The sequence below is a fragment of the Nonomuraea sp. NPDC003804 genome, from assembly GCF_040610675.1.
Classification (GTDB): Bacteria; Actinomycetota; Actinomycetes; order Streptosporangiales; family Streptosporangiaceae; genus Nonomuraea.
The window spans coordinates 39,865-56,613 of record NZ_JBEXMT010000027.1; the positions used below are offsets into that span (position 1 = coordinate 39,865).

Sequence of the window (16,749 nt, forward strand, 5' to 3'; positions counted from 1 at the left end):
ATTCTCCCTGCAGACGATTTGACCGAACCCCCTGAGCACCGAATCGATAACCTCACTCATGTGATCACACGGGTTGATCTTCGTCAACACTGAAGGTCAACTTGTTTTCACCATCGATTCGAATCGCGCCCATTCTCATTCCCGGACGATAATCTGCCTGGTCACAGCATGATCACTTCGCATGCCGCTCTCTCGCACCCAGGTCGACGGGGTCCCGTACGACACCGAACCACCCGGACCCGACGATCTTCGGCTGTCGAAGCCGGTCACGCGCGCCCCGGATCCGTTCCACCCTGAAATCCGAAGCCCAGGGCACGACATGGTCCCGTGCGGCTGGAACCACGGGCCGGAAAAGCCAGGGATCCATTTCAGCGCCGACCGCCTAATGCATTCGCCTCGCAGCGCTCGTGACATGCGGATTTACCGGCAACCGAATAGGGCGGCACATCAGGACGGACACGATGCGCCTTTTTCATCCCCGGGCCGCCGCGGAGTTTCTGTGGTCCGCAATGATCCGCACCGGGTCACCAGGGCGACCCGCCAGGGCTGATGCGGCCACATGTCCGTGTCGGCGACGGTCGCCATGCGGCTTGTTGCGCAACCCTTGACTCCCAAGATATAACCTAGGATCACTAGGCAAATCCGAATGACTCTAGGGACGGTGGTGTGCGCATGGCGCGGGCCGGGTTGACGGCGGATCGGGTGACGCTCGCCGGTGCCGAGCTGGCCGACGAGGTCGGGTTCGACCACGTGACCATGTCGGCGGTGGCGCGACGACTCGGGGTGAAAGACGCCAGCCTCTACGCGCACGTCCGTCACCTGGCGGACCTGCGCGGGCGGATCGCGCTGCTCGCCGCCGACGAGAAGTCCATCCGCATCGCGGAGGCCACCGCCGGGCGGGCCGGAAAGGATGCGCTGGTGGCGTACGCGAACGCCTGGCGGCAGTACGCCCACGACCATCCGGGCCGGTACACGGCGACGCAGATCCCGACGGAGATCGATCCCGAGCTCCTGGCCCGAGCGCCCGGGCCACGACGCGCGGTCGAGCTGACCTACAGCATGCTGCGCGCGTACGCGCTGGACGAGCCCGCCCTGACCGACGCGGTCCGGCTGATGCGCAGCATGTTCCACGGGTTCCTCGGCCTCGAGGCCGCGGGCGGGTTCGCGCACGCGCGCCCGGCCGAGGACTCCTGGGTCCGCTGCCTCGACGCCCTGCACGACCTCCTGGAGCACTGGCCCGCATACCATGAAGGAGACCCGACATGACCGGCCCGACCATCAGCCACCTGCGCGTCGACGGCGCCACCCTGCGCTACGAGGTGCGTGGGAAGGGCCCCCTTCTGCTGCTGATCCCCGGCGGCACGGGCGGCGCGGCCTCCTTCGACGGCGTCGCCGACGAGCTGGCCGCCGAGTACACCGTCGCCTCCTACGACCCGCGCGGCCTGTCCCGCAGCCCGCTGGACGACCCGGAGGCCCGGCAGCAGGTCGCCCAGCACGCCGACGACGCGTTCCAGCTGCTGGAGCTGCTGTCTCCAGCCGCGCCCGCCCGCGTGGTCGGCTGCAGCTCGGGGGCGATCGTCGCGCTGCACCTGCTGGCCACCCGTCCCGAGCGGATCGAACGCGTCGTGGCGCACGAGCCGCCGGTGGTCGAGGTGCTGCCGGACGCCGCCGAGCATCGCGCGCTGCTCGCCCGCGTCCAGGACACCTTCCTGCGGGACGGGCTGATGCCCGCGGCGGCCCTGCTCGCGGCCGGTCTCAGGCGGCCCGGCGCCGATCCCGTCGACGCTCAGGCCACCGAGCTGCCGCCGCAGGCGAAGGAGCGAGCCGAACGAACGATGGCCGACATGCCCTACTTCATCGGGCGCATCATCCCGACCTTCATGGCCTACGCCCCGGACGTGGATCGGCTGAAGGCCCTGTCGGACCGGCTCGTGCTCGCAGGCGGAACGGACTCACGCGGTGAGCTGCCCTACCGTCCCGCCGCCTTCCTGGCAGAGCGGTTCGGCACGGAGCTCGTCCACTTCCCCGGCGGGCACACCGGCCTCAGCACGCACCCCGCCGAGTTCGGCGAGCTGCTCCGCAAGGTGCTGAGCGTCCAGTCGTACGGCTGAGCGCCCGTCCCCGGACCGTACACCGGTGATCCGTCAGGCGGACCGCCTGTGCTCGCCGTGGCGAGGCGTTCGGACGGGTCACCGCTGGTTCCTTTCAGGGTCCGGGCGGGCCGTGGCGACCTCCTCGTGGGCCGAACGGCCGGCGGCTGAGGTCGGGTCAGCCGCCTGTGCTCGCCGTGGCGAGGCGTTCGGACGGGTCACCGCTGGTTCCTTTCAGGGTCCGGGCGGGCCGTGGCGACCTCCTCGTGGGCCGAACGGCCGGCGGCTGAGGTCGGGTCAGCCGCCGGGCGGGCCTGTCGCGCCCGGTCCAGGAGAATGAGGGGTAGCGCGGCCGCGGCGAGGGCGGCGCCGATCAGGCAGACCGACGTGAGTGCTGCCCCTTGCGTCAGGGAGACCGCCGCCAGAACCGGGGTGATGCTGATACCCAGCTGGAATGCCGACACGGTGGTGGCGCCGGCGAGGGTCGGCGCATCGGCGGCGAGAGCGAAGACGCGTCCGTAGACGGCGGGGTTCAGCACGAACGCGGCGACGCCGAGCAGGAACACCGTGGGCACCACCGCCCAGGCCTGCTGAATCACGACAGCCATGACGACCGACAGGATCACGATCGCCGACGCGCCGGTGAGGAGTGCGACGTGCGGGCGCTTGTCGGAGATGCGGCCGCCGATGGACAGGCCGACGAAGGCGCCGACCCCGAACAGCGCGAGGATCGCCGGGATCCAGACCTCGGGGATGGCGGTGATGTCGGCGAGCATGGCCGCCAGATAGTTGAACGTGATCATGTACGCCGCGGTGGTCAGGATCGTGATCGCGTAGATGCCCCACAGCATCGGTTTCCGCATCGTGGCCAGTTCCCGCGAAACACTCGGCTCGGCGGGCCGGTTGCCGTCGGAGTCGGCGGCGGGAAGCCCGAGGAGGCAACCGATGATCCCGGCGACGGTCAGAGCCACCACGGCCCAGAAGCCGCCGCGCCACTGGATGAAGTGGCTGAGCAGCGTGCCCGCGGGGCCGCCGGCGACCATGGCCACGCTGAGCCCGCTGACCACGACTCCGGAGGCGCGGGCGTTCCGGTCCGGCGTCACCAGGCTGATCGCGGTCACCGACGCGACGGCGAAGAAGCCCGCGTAGGCGATACCCGCGACCACCCTCGTCAGCAGCAGGAGCTGGTAGTCGCCCAGCAGGCCGACGACGATGCTGACCGCGAACAGGCCCTGGGTCGCCACCAGCGCGGTACGGCGCGGCCAGTGCAGACTGAGCACGGCGAACGGGGGCCCGCCGATCACGACGCCCAGCGCGAACGCGGTGATCAGGAACCCGGCCGAGGAGAGCGTGACCTCCAGGTCGGCGGCCACCGCCGGCAGTACGCCGGCCAGCAGGAACTCCGCGGTTCCCATGGCGAACAGGCTGAAACTGAGCAGGTACACGCCGGCAGGCAACCGGTCGGAGCGAGTGTTCCTGGGCGTCTCCGCGGTGATGCCGGCCATCAGATCGCACCCCCGGCGTCGAGCCCGCCACCAGGCGAGACGGCGGCAGCCGGCTCCCGTTCGTGCAGCCGGCCGGTCATGCCGATGGCGGCGACGACGTGTGCCCCGGGGTTGACCTCGTTCCCGCCTGCCCAGATCTCCGAGACATGCGTGGCACCGGGGGAATCGGCGGCGCCGAGTCCAGGGACCCCGTCCCTGGTCAGGTACCCGTGCGGGTGGTCGGCGGGCCCGTTCCCTGGCTGACCGCCGCCGACGACCGGGGCCGCGAACCGTGCTCTCGCGGGCACGAACCCGGCCCGCGGGCCGGCGGCTCCACCGCCGACGATGACCGTGTCCCACAGCACCTCTGACACCGATCCGCTCGTTGAATCCGTTGTTGCGTCCATGCGGATCACCTCCACCGAGAGGATCGGGAGATCTGACCGAAATCAACAAACTCCATTGCTGATTCCGGGACACATTGGTTGACTGCATCCCATGGACGAGCAGCCGACCGTCAGCGCCGTGATAGACCAGATCGCTCCCCGGCTGCGACGCGCCCGCGAGAAGAAGGGCATCAGCCTGGCCGACCTCGCGCGCGCCACCGGCATCTCGACCAGCACGCTGTCCCGGCTGGAATCAGCCCAGCGCAAGCCGAGCCTCGAGCTTCTCCTGCCGATCACCGCGGCGCTGGGCATCCCCCTCGACGAGATCGTCGCCGCACCCCGGATCATCGATCCGCGCGTGCCGCAGCAGCCCACCGGAAAGAACGGCCGGGTGCTGATCCCGTTGTCGCGGCATCAGGGAGAGCCACGCGCGTACAAGATGACCATTCCAGCGCACGACGAAGAGCCCCACCTGCGCACCCACGCGGGCTACGAATGGCTCTACGTCCTCCGCGGACGGCTCCGCGTGAAACTGGGTGACCACGACTTCATCATGGGAGCCGGCGAAGCAGCCGAGTTCGACTGCCAGATTCCGCACTGGTTCGGCGCCGCCGGCCGCGGCAGCGTCGAAGTACTCAGCCTCTTCGGGAAGCAGGGTGAACGCATCCACCTGCGCACCTCACGGCGCTGACGCGGGAGCACACGCACATCGGTGTGCGGTGGGCGGGTTGAAGTGCCTTCTTCCGTCATGGATGCATGGTGGACCAGACTCTCGAGGTGCGCACAGAACATAACCAACGCACAGAAAGTGCGGTACCTCATGTTTGACCCACCGAAGAGATCGGGACCCAGGCCGGCCACCACCGGGCTGGAGATCCCGCATGACCAGATCGACCAGTTCTCTCCCGCACCGATCCGGGAAGCGCTGATCGAACAGGCCCGCGCCCTGCCAGGAGTGTTCCTCGGGCCGAGCCAGGTCTCCGAACCCGCCTCGCTGGCGCTGCGGCTGCATCGGCCCGCCGGGCCGTGGGAGGCGTTCCTGCACCCCAGCCCGGACGAGTTCGCCCACATCCATCGCGCCGGCTTCCTGCACCTCACCCTTCCTCAGCCGATGATCGCCCCGCTGGTGGCGGCGGGCTGGGCCGAACCGCACCCGATCAGCCTGCGCCCGCAATGGCCGGACACGATCGTCATGCTGTACGCCCCTCGCGACGAGGACGAACTGTCCGTCGTCGGCACCGCACTGCGGGCCTCCTGGCGCCAGGCGTCGCTCGAGGAGGAGTGACCGGACCGCGCCCCCGGGCGCGCCGGTCCGCACCGATCCGCGCCGCATCCGCACGGCGCGAGCCCGCCGGTGGACGGTCGCCCGAGGCGGCCGAGGACGGCAGGCGTCAGGAGGGTCGGCCGCCGAGCCGCAGGAGCCGGTCCACCAGGGCCTTGGCCTGGTCCGGCCCCATGGGGGCGTTGAAGAACATGGCGTGGAAGTAGACCGGGGCCTGGACGATCTCCATGAGCTCGATCAGCGCGGGGGGATGCTCGCCTCGCTCCTTCGCGCGGTCCAGCATGGCCTGCAGCTGCACGCCGCGCTCGATCAGATAGATCCGGTCCTCGGCGTTGCCGGAGCCGACCATGGCCGCGCGCAGGAAGAGGCGCCCGGTCGGGGCGGCGATGTCCCGGGCCAGTTGGACCGCGTAGGCCTCCAGGTCGCCCCGCAGCGTCCCGGTGTCGGGGATCGGGGACGTACGGCGCAGCAGCTCCATGACCACGTCGTCGACCAGGCCGGTCACACTCCCCCAGCGGCGGTAGATGGTCGCCTGGTGCACCTCTGACCGCTCGGCGACCTTGGCGATCGTCAGCTCGTCCCAGGTCGATTCCTGGAGCAGCGCTATCACCGCCTCGTGCACGGCGACGCGGACGCGTGCCGTACGGCCGCCGGGGCGTCGTTGCGTGGTCATGCCGACCATCTTAACGCGAAGCCTCTTGCGTTAGCGATGCATCAGGGCTTACCTTAATCACGAAATTTCTCGCATTAAGGAGGCGTGGTGCGGCCCATCGTTTTCGAGAAGGACGAGACGTTCTGGTATGAGACGCTGCGCATGTTCGGCCACATCGCGTACGGCGGCGCCGACTTCGGCGAGGTGCTGGTCACCGCGCAGCGCATCGTCGAGGGCGACTACGACAGCTGGCACGACGAGTGGCGCGCGACCGCCGACCGGGTCGCCGCCGAGGCGGAGCGCAGCCGCGGGATCAGCGCCAGGGACGGGTTCCTGCGGGCGTCCAACTACTACAGGTCGGCCGAGTTCTTCCTGCACGGCGACCCCGCGGACGCGCGGATCGCCAGCGCCTACGAGCGGGCGGTCGAGTGCTTCAGGAAGGCGCTGCCCGAGGTGGCACCCGTGGAGATCCCCTACGAGGGCACGACGCTGCCGGGCTACTACTACGACGCGGGCGCCGGCCGTACCGTCGTCATGCACAACGGGTTCGACGGCAGCGCGGAGGAGATGCACTTCGTCGCCGCGGCGGCGCTGTTCGAGCGCGGCTTCAACGTGCTGGCCTTCGACGGCCCCGGCCAGCCAGGCCCGATGCACCGGCAGGGGCTGGTGTTCAGGCCCGACTGGGAGAACGTGGTCGGCCCGGTCCTCGACTTCCTGCAGCACGACCTGAGGGCCGGCGGCCCGGTCGGGCTGCTCGGCAACAGCCTGGGCGGCATGCTCGCTCCTCGGGCGGCGGCGTTCGAGCCTCGGATCAAGGCGCTGGTGGCACTCGACGGCGTCTACGACATGGGCGCGAAGGCCACGGAACACTTCGGCGGCGACAGGGAGCTGGCCAGGAGCACGCTGGCCGGCCCCGAAGCGGATGCGGTCCTCGAACGGCTCATGGCGACCGACCCGGGCGTGCGCTGGGCGTGCACCCACGGGATGTGGGTGACCGGGGCAGGCAGCCCGCGCGAGTACACGGCGACGCTCTTCGACTACCACCTGCGCGACGGGATCGCCGAACGCATCACCTGTCCGACGCTCGTGTGCGCGGCCCAGGACGACCACTTCTTCCGCGGCCAGCCCGAGCAGCTCTTCGAACGCCTGACCTGCGACAAGACCTTCCTGGAGTTCACCGAGGAGGAAGGCGGCGACGCGCACTGCCAGGCAGGAGCACAGCGCCTGGCCATGTCCCGGATCGGCACCTGGCTGGAGGAGGTTCTCTGAATGAACCGTTCGATCGTCTCCGTGGTCCTGTGGGACGTGGCGCCCATGGTCGCCGCCTACTACGCGGGCCGGGCGCTCGGCGTCGGCGAGTACCTCGCCATGCTGGCCGCCAGCTGCGTCGGCCTGCTCCGCGTCGGGTACGTGGCCGTCAGCAAGCGGCGCCTCGACGGATTCGCCGCCTTCACCTCGTCGATCTTCGCGATCGGCCTGGTCCTCTCGCTCATGACGGGCGACGAGAAGTTCATCCTGGCGCTCAAGTCCGTGACCACCGCCGCGGTCGGCGTGATCTTCCTCGGCACCGTCATCGCCGGCCGCCCCGCCGCCTTCGCCGTGGCCAAGCGCTTCGGCGCCGAAGACACGGAGACGGCCGCGCGGTGGGACGTCCTGTACGCGGCCGAGCCGCGGTTCCGCCGGGTCTACGTGGTGATGACGCTGGTGTGGGGCGTGGCGATGCTGGCCGAGTCCGCCGCCCGGCTCCCGCTCGTCTACCTGCTGCCCACCGACGTGATGGTCACCGTCTCCACCGTCATGCTGCTGGGCACCATGGCGCTCCTCGGCCTGTGGAGTGCCTGGTACGGCAAGCGGGGCGAGCTCAGGACCCGCCCCGCCGCGTGATCCGCCGCCCCGGCCGATCACGGGCGGGCGCCGGCCGCGGCCTCTTCTCGACAGCGCCGCCGGCAGCCCCTCTTGCGGCCTGTCGCGCCCGCGGCCATGCTCGGATTCCCAGCACGAGTCGATCTCGGGAGGCGCGGTGCCCGCCCACGATCCCGGCGTCTCCCGCCGGAGCAGGCCATGACCGTGACGGCGACGCCCCCGGTCCGGCGCAAGGAGTCGGTCTCCGGGCGGGTGCGCACGCTGGCCGGGCTGTCCCTGCTGACGCTGGCGCTGCTGCTGGGCGCGATCCTGGCCGGCGCGGCGAGCACGGGCTCCAGCCTGCGCGTCATCGGGCATGACGCCGGGCCGCAGGTGCTGGCCACCACGGGCCTGCACCGGCAGATGTCGGAGATGGACGCGCTGGTGGCCGAGACCCTGCTGCTGGGCAGGGAGTACGGCCCGCAGCGGCAGGCCGACCTGACCGGCTACGACCAGCGGCGGCTGGAGATCTCCGAGAGCCTGCTCAAGGCCTACCGGCTGGCCATGGACGACCCCGCCGAGCAACGCACGGTCGAGTCGCTGATCGAGGGGCTGGGCCGCTACGAACGGCTGGCGGCCCGGGCCCGGCTGCTGGACGCGCAATCCGGGCACACCGCCGGACAGCCGCCCGACGACGTGGTCGCGGCCTACCAGCAGGCCACCGACCTCATGCATCGCGAACTGCTCCCCCAGGCCTACAACCTGACCCTGGAAACCGGGACGATCGTCAGGCGCGCGCACGACGCCCAACGCTCGGCCACCTCGCTGGCCCGCACCGCCGTCATCGTCACCGGGCTGCTCGCGCTGGCCTGCCTGCTGGGCCTGCAGGCCTACCTGACCAGCAGGTTCCGCCGGGTCTTCGCACCGGCCCTGGTAGTGGCCACCGTGCTCACCGCGGCCGGCCTGGTGACCGGCACGGCCCTGCTCAACCGGCAGGGCCAGGCGCTGGAGGAGGCCAAGCGCCGCGGTTTCGACTCGGTGCTCACCCTGAGCAGAGCACGGGCGATCAGCAAGAGCATGCACGCGGACCAGAGCCGCTACCTGCTCGACCGCTTCCGCAGGGACACCTACGAACACACCTTCCTGGACAAGTCCCGGACCGTCGCGGCCGTCGAGTCCACCAGCCTGCCCGACTACCAGAGCAGGCTGCACGCCGACTTCCAGGGACTGCTCGGCGGCCTGACGGGCCGGGACCGGCACCGGCTCTTCGCCGTCTACCAGAGGTTCCAGCAGGCCGACGCGCGGATGCGGACCATGCCGGCCGAAGCGGCGATCACGTTCTGGGACGGCGAGCTCACCCAGACCTACGAGAGCTACGACAAGGTACTGGAGGAGCTGGTCCGGCGGCACGAGTCCGACTTCGAGCGCGCCATCGACAGCGGCGACGGAGCCCTGGAGACGCTGTGGCGCTCGATCCCCGCCGGGCTGGCCGCCGGCGCCCTGCTCGTCCTGGCCGGCGTCTGGCCACGACTCAGGGAGTACCGGTGACAAGAGTGCTGATCTGCCTGATCCTGCTGCTCACCGCCTGCGGCGCCGCGCGACCGCAATCCCTCGTGGACAAGGACGAGCTGGTCGTCGCCATCCGCTCCGACGTCCCGCTGATCAGCTTCAAGCGGCAGGACGGCGCCTACGACGGCTTCAACATCGACGTGGCCAAGGATCTGGTGTCCCGGCTGGGCAAGCGGATCCGCTGGCTGGAGATCAAGGCCGGCGACCAGCTCACCGTGCTCACGGACGGGCGTGCCGACCTGGTCTTCGCCCACATGTCGGTCACTCCGGAGCGGAAGAAGGTGATCGACTTCGCCGGGCCGTACCACGTCGACTTCCAGGACATCGCGGTACGGCCGGCCGACAAGGGCGTCATCCGCGACGTCCGTGACCTGGCGGGCCGCCGGATCTGCTGGGTGCGCGGCACGAACATCGCCCAACGGATCGTCGACGAGCGCCGGGTCAAGGCGGTCGTCGTCGCGGCACCCGACTACAACGTCTGCCTGGAGATGATCAAGGATGGCAGGATCGACGCCATCTCCACCAACAGCCAGATCCTGGCCGGGCTGCTCACCAGGCCGGGCGTCGACCTGCACCTGGTGGGCGCCACCTTCAACGAGCAACGCACGTCGATCGGCGTCCGCAAGGGCGACGTCGACGGCTGCGAGGAGCTCAACCGGGCCATCACCCGGATGTACCAGGACGGCACGGCTCACATGCTGCTGGACAAGTGGTTCGGCAGGTCGGGCATCGACCTGTCGGTGGTCTCGGTCCCGCAGTTCGAGGGCTGCTCCTAGTCAGGCGGCCCGGCGATCTGCGCGCTGAACCTGTCGACGAGCGCCTGCTTGGCGCGCCCGGCCCTCGGTGCCGCGCAGCCCGCCACCGTCAGGACCGCCACCACTGCGATGGCCAACGGCCTCATTGCCCCTCCAAGGGGTTGCCGACGTCTCGCCCGTGTGCCGATCCCATTCGACACTCCGGCGCGAGAGCCGTGCAAGATCCCCGCCTGGCCGACCCATGAAGAGAAGGCCTGACCTTGTTCCGTCATGATCTGTCCATGCGGTGCCGATACGGGGCATGGCGCGCTCGACCTCCTCGACAGGCTCCTCGCGCGGGCACATGCGGCACATGCCGTCGCCGGCGAGCAGATCGGGGCAGATCACGGCGTTCCGCCATGAGATGATCCATGGCATGACTGGCCCGTCTGACCTGCACCGCCGCGGTGTTCCCGATTCGCTGGAGACGCCCATTCCCATGGTCAGGGGTGTCGGGCAGATTCCCGGCCTGCGGCCGCGCCGCCGTCCCGGTGACGGCGGCACGGTGAGCGGTGCCGACATCGAGGTGGTCGACACCTTGGACGAACTCAGCCGGCAGACGGTGACGGCGTGGCTGCAGAGCACCCCCTCCCCTGCCGCGAGGCAGACCCGGCTGCGGGTGGTGGCCGCGTTCCTGCGCTGGTTGCGCGCCACCGAGCCAGGTCTCGGCCTGCTCTCCGTCACCGGAGCCGAGGTGGACCGCTACTGCGCGGCGGCGCGCGCCGGCGGCCTCAGCACGCCCAAACCCTTGTCGGGCACCACGGTGGCCAGGAAGCGTGCCGTCCTCACCTCGCTGTACACCTTCGCCTGGCGAAGCGGGGCCCTGCGAGCCTCTCGGCACGCCGACCCGAAAGCGGCCGAGGGCGGCGACAGCGCCGCCCCCGGCGTGCTCACCCGGGACGAACGCCGGCTGCTGCGCCGCGGCATCGCCCGGCTGGCAGCCGACGGCCGATCGGCCGAGGCGGCCGCGGTCGGGCTGCTGGAGGCCACCGGCGCCTGCGGGGACGTGCTGGCCGACGTCGCCCCGCAGGACTTCCGCGTTGTCGCCGACGGCGATGGCGAGCACCTGGTCATCGTGATCCACACCAGTCGTGACGACATCGTCGCCTACCCGGTGCCTTCGGCCGTTCGCGCACTGGTGAGAGCGCTGTGCCACGACCGGGCGGCCACGGAACCGATCCTTCGCCGCGACGACGGCAAACCTGTCGACCAGGAGTGGGTCGGCGCCGCGCTCACCCAGGCCGCCCTCGCGGGCGGCATACCCGAGCACCGGGCCGTCGGCCTGGACCCGCGCAGCATGACCCGGCCCCGACGAGGCCCCGATGACGCCACGGTTGTGACACGGTGAGCGCCATGCGGCGCCGGATCGAGCGGCATGGGCCCTGCCCCACGTGCAGGGTCCGGGGGTACGGCGGCAGCATGTCCGGCGTGTCCGGGCGGGGCCGCCCACTGCAGGTGCTGACGCAGGCTGTCGAGCGTGTCGATCCGTGTCTCAGGCGACGTGACCGCCGGGCCGGATGTCGTCCTCGAGCGCCTCGACCGCGTCACGCAAGCCCCGCAGCCCGATCTCCGCGCGTTCGACGTCTGTCGGATCGAACCGCCACTCGGTGGCCGGCAGTCGCATCTCCTCCTCCGGACGGCTCGCCTCGACGATGGTCAGTTCGGCCTCGACCTCGATCTGAAGCTCGTGCAGGAACTCGTTCTCGCTGTCGGACGTGCTCATGTTTCCTCCATGCGTGGCTGGAACGGATGTCCGGCTGATCGCGTGGATCAGCCGGACGGCGATCTGACCGGCGGCCATCAGTGGCCGGCGGCGGCGTTCTGGTCGAGCCAGTCGCGGTATCGCACCTTGCCCAGCACAGCGCCCTCACCCGGCACCAGGGTCCGCTCGCCCGGCACGCTGCCGAAGTAGCGCGCCCGCGGATCAGTCACCACCTCGCGCGCGTCGCCCCACGCCGCCAGCGCCTCGCGGAAGAACTCGTCCATCCGGACCTGCTCCGGTCCGGCCACCTCGAGCCGGCCGTTCAGCGGGGTGCCCACCGAGACCCTGCCGACCGCCTGCGCCACCTCGTCACCCGCGATCGGCTGGAACCGCACCGGCGCGATCCGCGTCTTGCCCTCCGCCGTGGCCTCGTCCGCGATGCTCCGCACGAACTCGAAGAACTGCGTCGCGTGCACCAGCGAGAACGGCACCCCCGAGGTCTCGATCAACCGCTCCTGAGCGATCTTCGCCGCGAAGTAGCCGTTCTCCGGCATCCGCTCGGTCCCCACCACCGACACCGCCACGTGATGGCCGACCCCGGCCGCCGCCTCCGCCGCCAGCAGGTTCCGCGTGGAGGTCACGAAGAAATCCATCACCGCGGCCGGCTCGAACGACGGCGAGTTCGACACGTCGACCACCACCTGCGCCCCCGCCAGCACCTCGGCCAGCCCCTCTCCGGTGAGCGTGTTCACCCCGGTGTTCGGCGCCGCGGCCACCGCCTCATGGCCACGTCCCCCCAGCTTGGTCACCAGCTTCGATCCGATCAGACCCGTCCCACCGACGACGACGACCTTCATCGCGAACCTCCTCCTGTCCATCAGCGGCACCCGTGCGCCACCCGGTCACCGGCTAAGACAAGACACCCCCCACACCTGTGACAACAACCGCGAAAATTCTCCGGAAATCAGGTCAGGGACCCGGGACCGGCTGGACGGCGTGCGAGCTGTTCGACGAGCTTGCCGCGGTCGAGATCTCACGCATGAACGCCGCGACCTCAGCGGAGGTCAGCCTCCCGCTCCACCGATCCAGGACCAGACGAGGTCGACCCGCAGAGCGGGATGGTCCTCTGGCCGCGCCTGCCGTCCGCGGGTGAGTCTGCTTCACGACTCGCGTGAGTCTGTGAACCGCGGACCACGATCTTGCGCGCCGGCGCGGGCCGCGACGGCCGCGCTCCAGAGCGTGACGGCGACCAGGACGACGCAGATGGCCGCGACCAGCGCGACCACGGCGGCCACGCCGATCCACGGCGTCCCGAGCGGCAGCAGCAGGACGGCTGCGACGCAGCCCACCACAGCGGCGACTGAGATGACCGGCTCCGCGACGGCAAGCGCGTGCACCGCCCACAGCAGTGCGAGATACACGCCGACCGGGACGGCCACCGCGTAGCCGATCGCCTGCGGTGATGCCGCCACCTGGTGCCCGCTCTGCTCCACGGCCACCTCGAGCCCTGCGCCGAGAGCCGCGAGCGCCGCGAAGATGCCGTAGTGACCGTATCCCCACCAGTAGGACCGGTGACGGCGGTCACTGAGCCCGGCCCCGGCCTGGATGAGGAAGTACAGCCACCACAGCGCGAACAGCAGGACGAGACCGGACCCGGCGACGACGACAAGGGGACCGCTGATCTGGCCCGACTCGAGCGCGCCTTCGACTCCCCGGCTCGCGGCCAGGACACTCTCACCCAGCAGAATGATCGTGAACAAGCCGTACCGCTCGGCGATGTGGTGCGGGTGCCAGTTGGTGGCCCTTTCCCGCTCCGCCCACCGCGGTACCGCCAACTCCAGGACGGCCAGGCAGACGAAGAGCGGCAGCTGGAACGACGCGGGGACGACGCCCGCCGCCACGAGCGCCAGCCGGAGCAGCCAGCCCAGCTGCACGAGGCCGATGCCGGCCGCGTAACGGAAACCGGTGCGGCGGCTGGCCGGATCTTCCAGAGCGGCCCGCAGCCATTGCGCGACGAGCCCGGCTCTCATGATGAGGTAGCCCAGCGTGATGATCCCCAGGTCGGAGCGGCCGATCGCGGCGGGTACGCCGGCGGCCAGCACCAGCACCCCGGCCATCTGCACCATGGTCAGCACCCGGTAGAGGACGTCGTCGGTGTCGTAGGACGAGGCGAACCACGTGAAGTTCATCCACGCCCACCAGATCGCGAAGAACACCTGGAGGAACGGGATCAGTTCGCTCAGGCCGTGACCGTCGGCGATGCCGTGCGCGAACTGCGCGGTCACGGCGGCGACCGCGACCACGAACGTGAGGTCGAACAGCAGCTCCAGCTGGCTTGAAACGCGATGTGGCTCGTCGATGGGACGCGAGCTCATCCGGACTCGAATCCGGAGGGTGGTACTGGCTGGTGGCACGGTCAGGCTCCTGTCACTGCGCGATGTCCGGTCCATCTCAAGGACAGGACAGTAGTGCGATCTGTGACAGCGGCCGCGAGCGCGTGCCCATGCCGCCTCCGGCGTCGGTCGCCGGCGTTCTCAGGTCACCACCACCCCGCTCTCGAAGGTGCGGATCACCGTGGCGGTGATGCCGTGGCGCGGCAGTTCCCCCTTCTCGGCGGCCTCCCAGCCGGTGTAGGTCAGCGCCCAGATGACGCGCTGGATCCACTCGGGGCTGGCGGCCGGGTCGAAGACGCCCTCCTCCTGGCCGCGCTTGATCAGGTCGAGGGTGGTCGGCACCGACATGTCGGGTTCGAAGCGGTCGGTGAACTCCTCCAGCACGTGCGGGTCGCCGAACAGGAACGCCAGCCGGTCGCCGGACTCCACCATGGCCGCGATCAGGCGTCGCATCGCCTCGAGCGCCGGCCCCTGGTCGATCGCGGCCGCGCGGACGGAGTCCTCCACCGCGCCGAAGGAGTCGACGATCGCGGCCGCCATCAGCTCGTTCCTGTCGGCGAAGTAGCGGTGCAGCGTGCTGCGGCCGACCTGGGCGGCCTCGGCGATGTCGGCGAGCGTCGCCTTGCGGTCGCGGGCGAGCGTGGCGGCCGCGGCGGCCAGGATCGCGCGGCGCGTACGGCTTCGGGTGCCGGACTCCGTCCCGGAAGTACTCACTCCCAGACCCTAACATCATCGTTTGACTTTGGGACATTGACGTCTCACTCTAAAACAATGAACTCCTATTCTCTGGTCGCCGAAGGGCTGACCAAGCGCTTCGGCGACGCTGCCGCGCTCGACGGGTTCGATCTGGCCGTGCGGGAAGGGACGGTGTGCGGGCTGCTCGGACCCAACGGCGCGGGCAAGACCACGGCCGTGCGCGTCATGACCACGCTGCTGCGGGCCGACGGCGGCAGAGCCACGGTGGCCGGCTTCGACGTGGCCGCCCAGCCCGCGCAGGTCCGCCGGGTCATCGGCCTGGCCTCCCAGGAGCCCGCCGTCGACGAGATCCTCACCGGCAGGGAGAACCTGGTGATGTGGGGCAGGCTCTATCACCTCGACGCCAGGCGGGCCCGGCGCAGGGCAGACGAGCTGCTGGAGCAGTTCGGGCTCGCCGAGGCCGCGGACAAGCGGATCAAGCACTACTCCGGCGGGATGCGCCGCCGCCTCGACCTGGCCGCCACGTTCATCCAGGCGCCCCGGGTCCTCTTTCTCGACGAGCCGACGACCGGGCTCGACCCGCGCAACCGCACCGAGGTGTGGCAGGCCGTGCGCACCATGGTCGCGGACGGCTGCACGGTGCTGCTCACCACCCAGTACCTGGACGAGGCCGACCAGCTCGCCGACCAGATCGCGGTGCTGCGCGGGGGACGGGTGATCGCCGACGACACGCCCGACCGGCTGAAGTCCTCGATCGGCGGCGACCAGCTCGACCTGGTGCTGCGTGATGCGCGGGACCTGCCGGAGGCCTGTGACGTCCTGGCCGCCTTCGGCCCTCCCGCGGCCGACCCCGACACCCGCAGGCTGACCGCGCCCGTGACCGACCGCATGCACGCCCTCGGCGAGGTCATGCGCGCCCTGGCGGCCAAGGGGATCGAGGTCGAGGACGTGGCCCTGCGCCGACCCACGCTGGACGAGGTGTTCCTGAAGGTGACGGCATGACACACGCGCTCACCGACGGCTGGGTGATCGCCAGGGCGTACCTGCTGCACTGGGTGCGCAACCCCGCCGCCATCCTGTCCCAGCTGCTGTACCCGATCGTGATGGTGCTGCTGTTCGGCTACGTCTTCGGCAGCGCGATGGCCGTCGCGGGCACGGACGGCGACTACCGCGAGTACCTGATGCCCGGCATGTTCGGCCAGACGATGGCCGTCGGCGTCACCAGCACGCTGATCACCATGACCACCCAGGTCTCCAGGGGCGTCACCGACAGGTACCGCTCGATGCCGGTCTCGCAGACGGGCGTGGTGCTCGGCCGGGCCCTGTCGGACATGGTGAGCTCGGCGCTGGAGCTGGCCGTGCTCATCGCGTGCGGCGTGGCGGTCGGCTGGCGCTGGCACAACGGGCCGACGGCCGCGCTGGCCGCCGTCGGCCTGCTGCTGCTCCTGCGCTTCTCGCTCATCTGGGTGGGCATCTTCGCCGGGCTGAAACTGACCCCCGAGGCGGCGGGCGCGTCCTGGATGCTCATGCTGCCGCTCACCATGGTGGCCAACACGTTCGTCTCCCCCGCGCAGATGCCGGGGTGGCTGGGCTTCCTGGCCGAGTGGAACCCGCTCTCGGCGACGGTCGCCGCCTGCCGGCGGCTGTTCGGCAATCCGGGGTTCGCGGGTGAGTCGTGGGCGGCGGAGCACGCGCTGCTGCTGGCCGTCGCCTGGCCGGTGGCCATCACGCTGGTGTTCCTGCCGCTGTCGGCACGCGCCTACCGGCGACTGAGCCGGTGACCGTGGGCCGTGCCGTACCGCGCGCAGGTCGCGGTACGGCACGGCCGGCTCAGGGGGGGCTCAGGGGGGCTCAGGGGT

General features: G+C 70.5%; 19 protein-coding genes. 11 read left to right on the forward strand and 8 right to left on the reverse strand.

Features of this window, described 5'->3' with window-relative positions:
• Positions 1-672: 672 nt before the first annotated feature.
• Together ABZX22_RS31770 and ABZX22_RS31775 are read left to right on the forward strand one after the other, a co-directional pair.
• Positions 673-1,266, forward strand: coding sequence for a WHG domain-containing protein (locus ABZX22_RS31770; protein ID WP_354916340.1), 594 nt, complete (start codon positions 673-675; stop codon positions 1,264-1,266).
• A complete protein-coding gene (locus ABZX22_RS31775) occupies positions 1,263-2,111 on the forward strand; it encodes an alpha/beta hydrolase (RefSeq protein ID WP_354916070.1) in 849 nt (282 codons plus the stop codon). Before ABZX22_RS31770 ends, ABZX22_RS31775 begins: the two co-directional genes overlap by 4 nt.
• Before the next feature lie 197 nt (positions 2,112-2,308).
• Here the strand turns inward: ABZX22_RS31775 and ABZX22_RS31780 are convergent, their stop codons facing one another.
• Both ABZX22_RS31780 and ABZX22_RS31785 read right to left on the reverse strand, forming a co-directional pair.
• A complete protein-coding gene (locus ABZX22_RS31780; RefSeq protein WP_354916073.1) occupies positions 2,309-3,595 on the reverse strand; it encodes an MFS transporter in 1,287 nt (428 codons plus the stop codon).
• Positions 3,595-3,948, reverse strand: a complete 354-nt coding sequence (locus ABZX22_RS31785; protein WP_354916076.1) for a hypothetical protein — start codon at positions 3,946-3,948, stop codon at positions 3,595-3,597. The genes ABZX22_RS31780 and ABZX22_RS31785 overlap by 1 nt, the downstream gene beginning before the upstream one ends.
• Before the next feature lie 124 nt (positions 3,949-4,072).
• Between ABZX22_RS31785 and ABZX22_RS31790 the strand changes: the two genes are divergently transcribed.
• Positions 4,073-4,651, forward strand: a complete 579-nt coding sequence (locus tag ABZX22_RS31790; protein ID WP_354916078.1) for an XRE family transcriptional regulator — start codon at positions 4,073-4,075, stop codon at positions 4,649-4,651.
• 129 nt (positions 4,652-4,780) lie between these two features.
• The gene (locus ABZX22_RS31795; protein ID WP_354916081.1) at positions 4,781-5,245 is read left to right on the forward strand and encodes a luciferase family protein; all 465 of its coding nucleotides are present in this window, start codon (positions 4,781-4,783) and stop codon (positions 5,243-5,245) included.
• Between the two features lie 106 nt (positions 5,246-5,351).
• Here ABZX22_RS31795 and ABZX22_RS31800 read toward each other — a convergent pair whose 3' ends face one another.
• On the reverse strand, positions 5,352-5,915 hold the full coding sequence (locus tag ABZX22_RS31800) for a TetR/AcrR family transcriptional regulator C-terminal ligand-binding domain-containing protein (RefSeq protein ID WP_354916084.1): 564 nt from the start codon (positions 5,913-5,915) through the stop codon (positions 5,352-5,354).
• 87 nt (positions 5,916-6,002) lie between these two features.
• Here ABZX22_RS31800 and ABZX22_RS31805 point away from each other — a divergent pair, with 87 nt between their 5' ends.
• The 4 genes from ABZX22_RS31805 to ABZX22_RS31820 all read left to right on the forward strand — a co-directional run bounded on the left by ABZX22_RS31805 (position 6,003) and on the right by ABZX22_RS31820 (position 10,081).
• The gene (locus tag ABZX22_RS31805) at positions 6,003-7,163 is read left to right on the forward strand and encodes an alpha/beta fold hydrolase (protein ID WP_354916087.1); all 1,161 of its coding nucleotides are present in this window, start codon (positions 6,003-6,005) and stop codon (positions 7,161-7,163) included.
• Positions 7,164-7,778, forward strand: a complete 615-nt coding sequence (locus ABZX22_RS31810) for a VC0807 family protein (protein WP_354916090.1) — start codon at positions 7,164-7,166, stop codon at positions 7,776-7,778.
• Positions 7,779-7,955: 177 nt separating this feature from the next.
• Entirely contained in the window at positions 7,956-9,284 is a 1,329-nt protein-coding gene (locus ABZX22_RS31815; RefSeq protein ID WP_354916093.1) for a hypothetical protein, read from the forward strand.
• On the forward strand, positions 9,281-10,081 hold the full coding sequence (locus tag ABZX22_RS31820; RefSeq protein ID WP_354916096.1) for a transporter substrate-binding domain-containing protein: 801 nt from the start codon (positions 9,281-9,283) through the stop codon (positions 10,079-10,081). The genes ABZX22_RS31815 and ABZX22_RS31820 overlap by 4 nt, the downstream gene beginning before the upstream one ends.
• Here ABZX22_RS31820 and ABZX22_RS31825 read toward each other — a convergent pair.
• Positions 10,078-10,206 (reverse strand): hypothetical protein, encoded by a 129-nt coding sequence (locus ABZX22_RS31825; protein ID WP_354916098.1) that lies wholly within the window; start codon positions 10,204-10,206, stop codon positions 10,078-10,080. The genes ABZX22_RS31820 and ABZX22_RS31825 overlap by 4 nt on opposite strands.
• Positions 10,207-10,475: 269 nt before the next feature.
• Between ABZX22_RS31825 and ABZX22_RS31830 the strand changes: the two genes are divergently transcribed.
• Positions 10,476-11,447 carry a hypothetical protein gene (locus ABZX22_RS31830; RefSeq protein ID WP_354916100.1) on the forward strand — a complete coding sequence of 324 codons (972 nt, stop codon included), beginning with the start codon at positions 10,476-10,478 and terminating at the stop codon, positions 11,445-11,447.
• 144 nt (positions 11,448-11,591) lie between these two features.
• Here the strand turns inward: ABZX22_RS31830 and ABZX22_RS31835 are convergent, their stop codons facing one another.
• The 4 genes from ABZX22_RS31835 to ABZX22_RS31850 all read right to left on the reverse strand — a co-directional run bounded on the left by ABZX22_RS31835 (position 11,592) and on the right by ABZX22_RS31850 (position 14,908).
• Positions 11,592-11,822, reverse strand: coding sequence for a hypothetical protein (locus tag ABZX22_RS31835; protein ID WP_354916103.1), 231 nt, complete (start codon positions 11,820-11,822; stop codon positions 11,592-11,594).
• 77 nt (positions 11,823-11,899) lie between these two features.
• Complete coding sequence (locus ABZX22_RS31840; protein WP_354916106.1) at positions 11,900-12,658, reverse strand: SDR family oxidoreductase; 759 nt, start codon at positions 12,656-12,658, stop codon at positions 11,900-11,902.
• A gap of 303 nt (positions 12,659-12,961) precedes the next feature.
• Positions 12,962-14,176, reverse strand: coding sequence for a low temperature requirement protein A (locus tag ABZX22_RS31845; RefSeq protein ID WP_354916109.1), 1,215 nt, complete (start codon positions 14,174-14,176; stop codon positions 12,962-12,964).
• A 159-nt stretch (positions 14,177-14,335) separates the two neighbouring features.
• On the reverse strand, positions 14,336-14,908 hold the full coding sequence (locus ABZX22_RS31850) for a TetR/AcrR family transcriptional regulator (RefSeq protein WP_354916112.1): 573 nt from the start codon (positions 14,906-14,908) through the stop codon (positions 14,336-14,338).
• 57 nt (positions 14,909-14,965) lie between these two features.
• Between ABZX22_RS31850 and ABZX22_RS31855 the strand changes: the two genes are divergently transcribed.
• Both ABZX22_RS31855 and ABZX22_RS31860 read left to right on the forward strand, forming a co-directional pair.
• Positions 14,966-15,892 carry an ATP-binding cassette domain-containing protein gene (locus ABZX22_RS31855; protein ID WP_354916115.1) on the forward strand — a complete coding sequence of 309 codons (927 nt, stop codon included), beginning with the start codon at positions 14,966-14,968 and terminating at the stop codon, positions 15,890-15,892.
• Positions 15,889-16,671 (forward strand): ABC transporter permease, encoded by a 783-nt coding sequence (locus ABZX22_RS31860; RefSeq protein WP_354916118.1) that lies wholly within the window; start codon positions 15,889-15,891, stop codon positions 16,669-16,671. Before ABZX22_RS31855 ends, ABZX22_RS31860 begins: the two co-directional genes overlap by 4 nt.
• The last annotated feature ends 78 nt before the right edge of the window (positions 16,672-16,749 follow it).

Excerpts from the sequence above, each read along its gene's own strand:
- ABZX22_RS31770 (WP_354916340.1), top strand. The coding sequence starts at position 673 with ATGGCGCGGGCCGGGTTGACGGCGGATCGGGTGACGCTCGCCGGTGCC.
- ABZX22_RS31775 (WP_354916070.1), top strand. The coding sequence starts at position 1,263 with ATGACCGGCCCGACCATCAGCCACCTGCGCGTCGACGGCGCCACCCTG.
- ABZX22_RS31780 (WP_354916073.1), bottom strand. The coding sequence starts at position 3,595 with ATGGCCGGCATCACCGCGGAGACGCCCAGGAACACTCGCTCCGACCGG.
- ABZX22_RS31790 (WP_354916078.1), top strand. The coding sequence starts at position 4,073 with ATGGACGAGCAGCCGACCGTCAGCGCCGTGATAGACCAGATCGCTCCC.
- ABZX22_RS31795 (WP_354916081.1), top strand. The coding sequence starts at position 4,781 with ATGTTTGACCCACCGAAGAGATCGGGACCCAGGCCGGCCACCACCGGG.
- ABZX22_RS31800 (WP_354916084.1), bottom strand. The coding sequence starts at position 5,915 with ATGACCACGCAACGACGCCCCGGCGGCCGTACGGCACGCGTCCGCGTC.
- ABZX22_RS31810 (WP_354916090.1), top strand. The coding sequence starts at position 7,164 with ATGAACCGTTCGATCGTCTCCGTGGTCCTGTGGGACGTGGCGCCCATG.
- ABZX22_RS31815 (WP_354916093.1), top strand. The coding sequence starts at position 7,956 with ATGACCGTGACGGCGACGCCCCCGGTCCGGCGCAAGGAGTCGGTCTCC.
- ABZX22_RS31825 (WP_354916098.1), bottom strand. The coding sequence starts at position 10,206 with ATGAGGCCGTTGGCCATCGCAGTGGTGGCGGTCCTGACGGTGGCGGGC.
- ABZX22_RS31830 (WP_354916100.1), top strand. The coding sequence starts at position 10,476 with ATGACTGGCCCGTCTGACCTGCACCGCCGCGGTGTTCCCGATTCGCTG.
- ABZX22_RS31835 (WP_354916103.1), bottom strand. The coding sequence starts at position 11,822 with ATGAGCACGTCCGACAGCGAGAACGAGTTCCTGCACGAGCTTCAGATC.
- ABZX22_RS31840 (WP_354916106.1), bottom strand. The coding sequence starts at position 12,658 with ATGAAGGTCGTCGTCGTCGGTGGGACGGGTCTGATCGGATCGAAGCTG.
- ABZX22_RS31845 (WP_354916109.1), bottom strand. The coding sequence starts at position 14,176 with ATGAGCTCGCGTCCCATCGACGAGCCACATCGCGTTTCAAGCCAGCTG.
- ABZX22_RS31855 (WP_354916115.1), top strand. The coding sequence starts at position 14,966 with ATGAACTCCTATTCTCTGGTCGCCGAAGGGCTGACCAAGCGCTTCGGC.
- ABZX22_RS31860 (WP_354916118.1), top strand. The coding sequence starts at position 15,889 with ATGACACACGCGCTCACCGACGGCTGGGTGATCGCCAGGGCGTACCTG.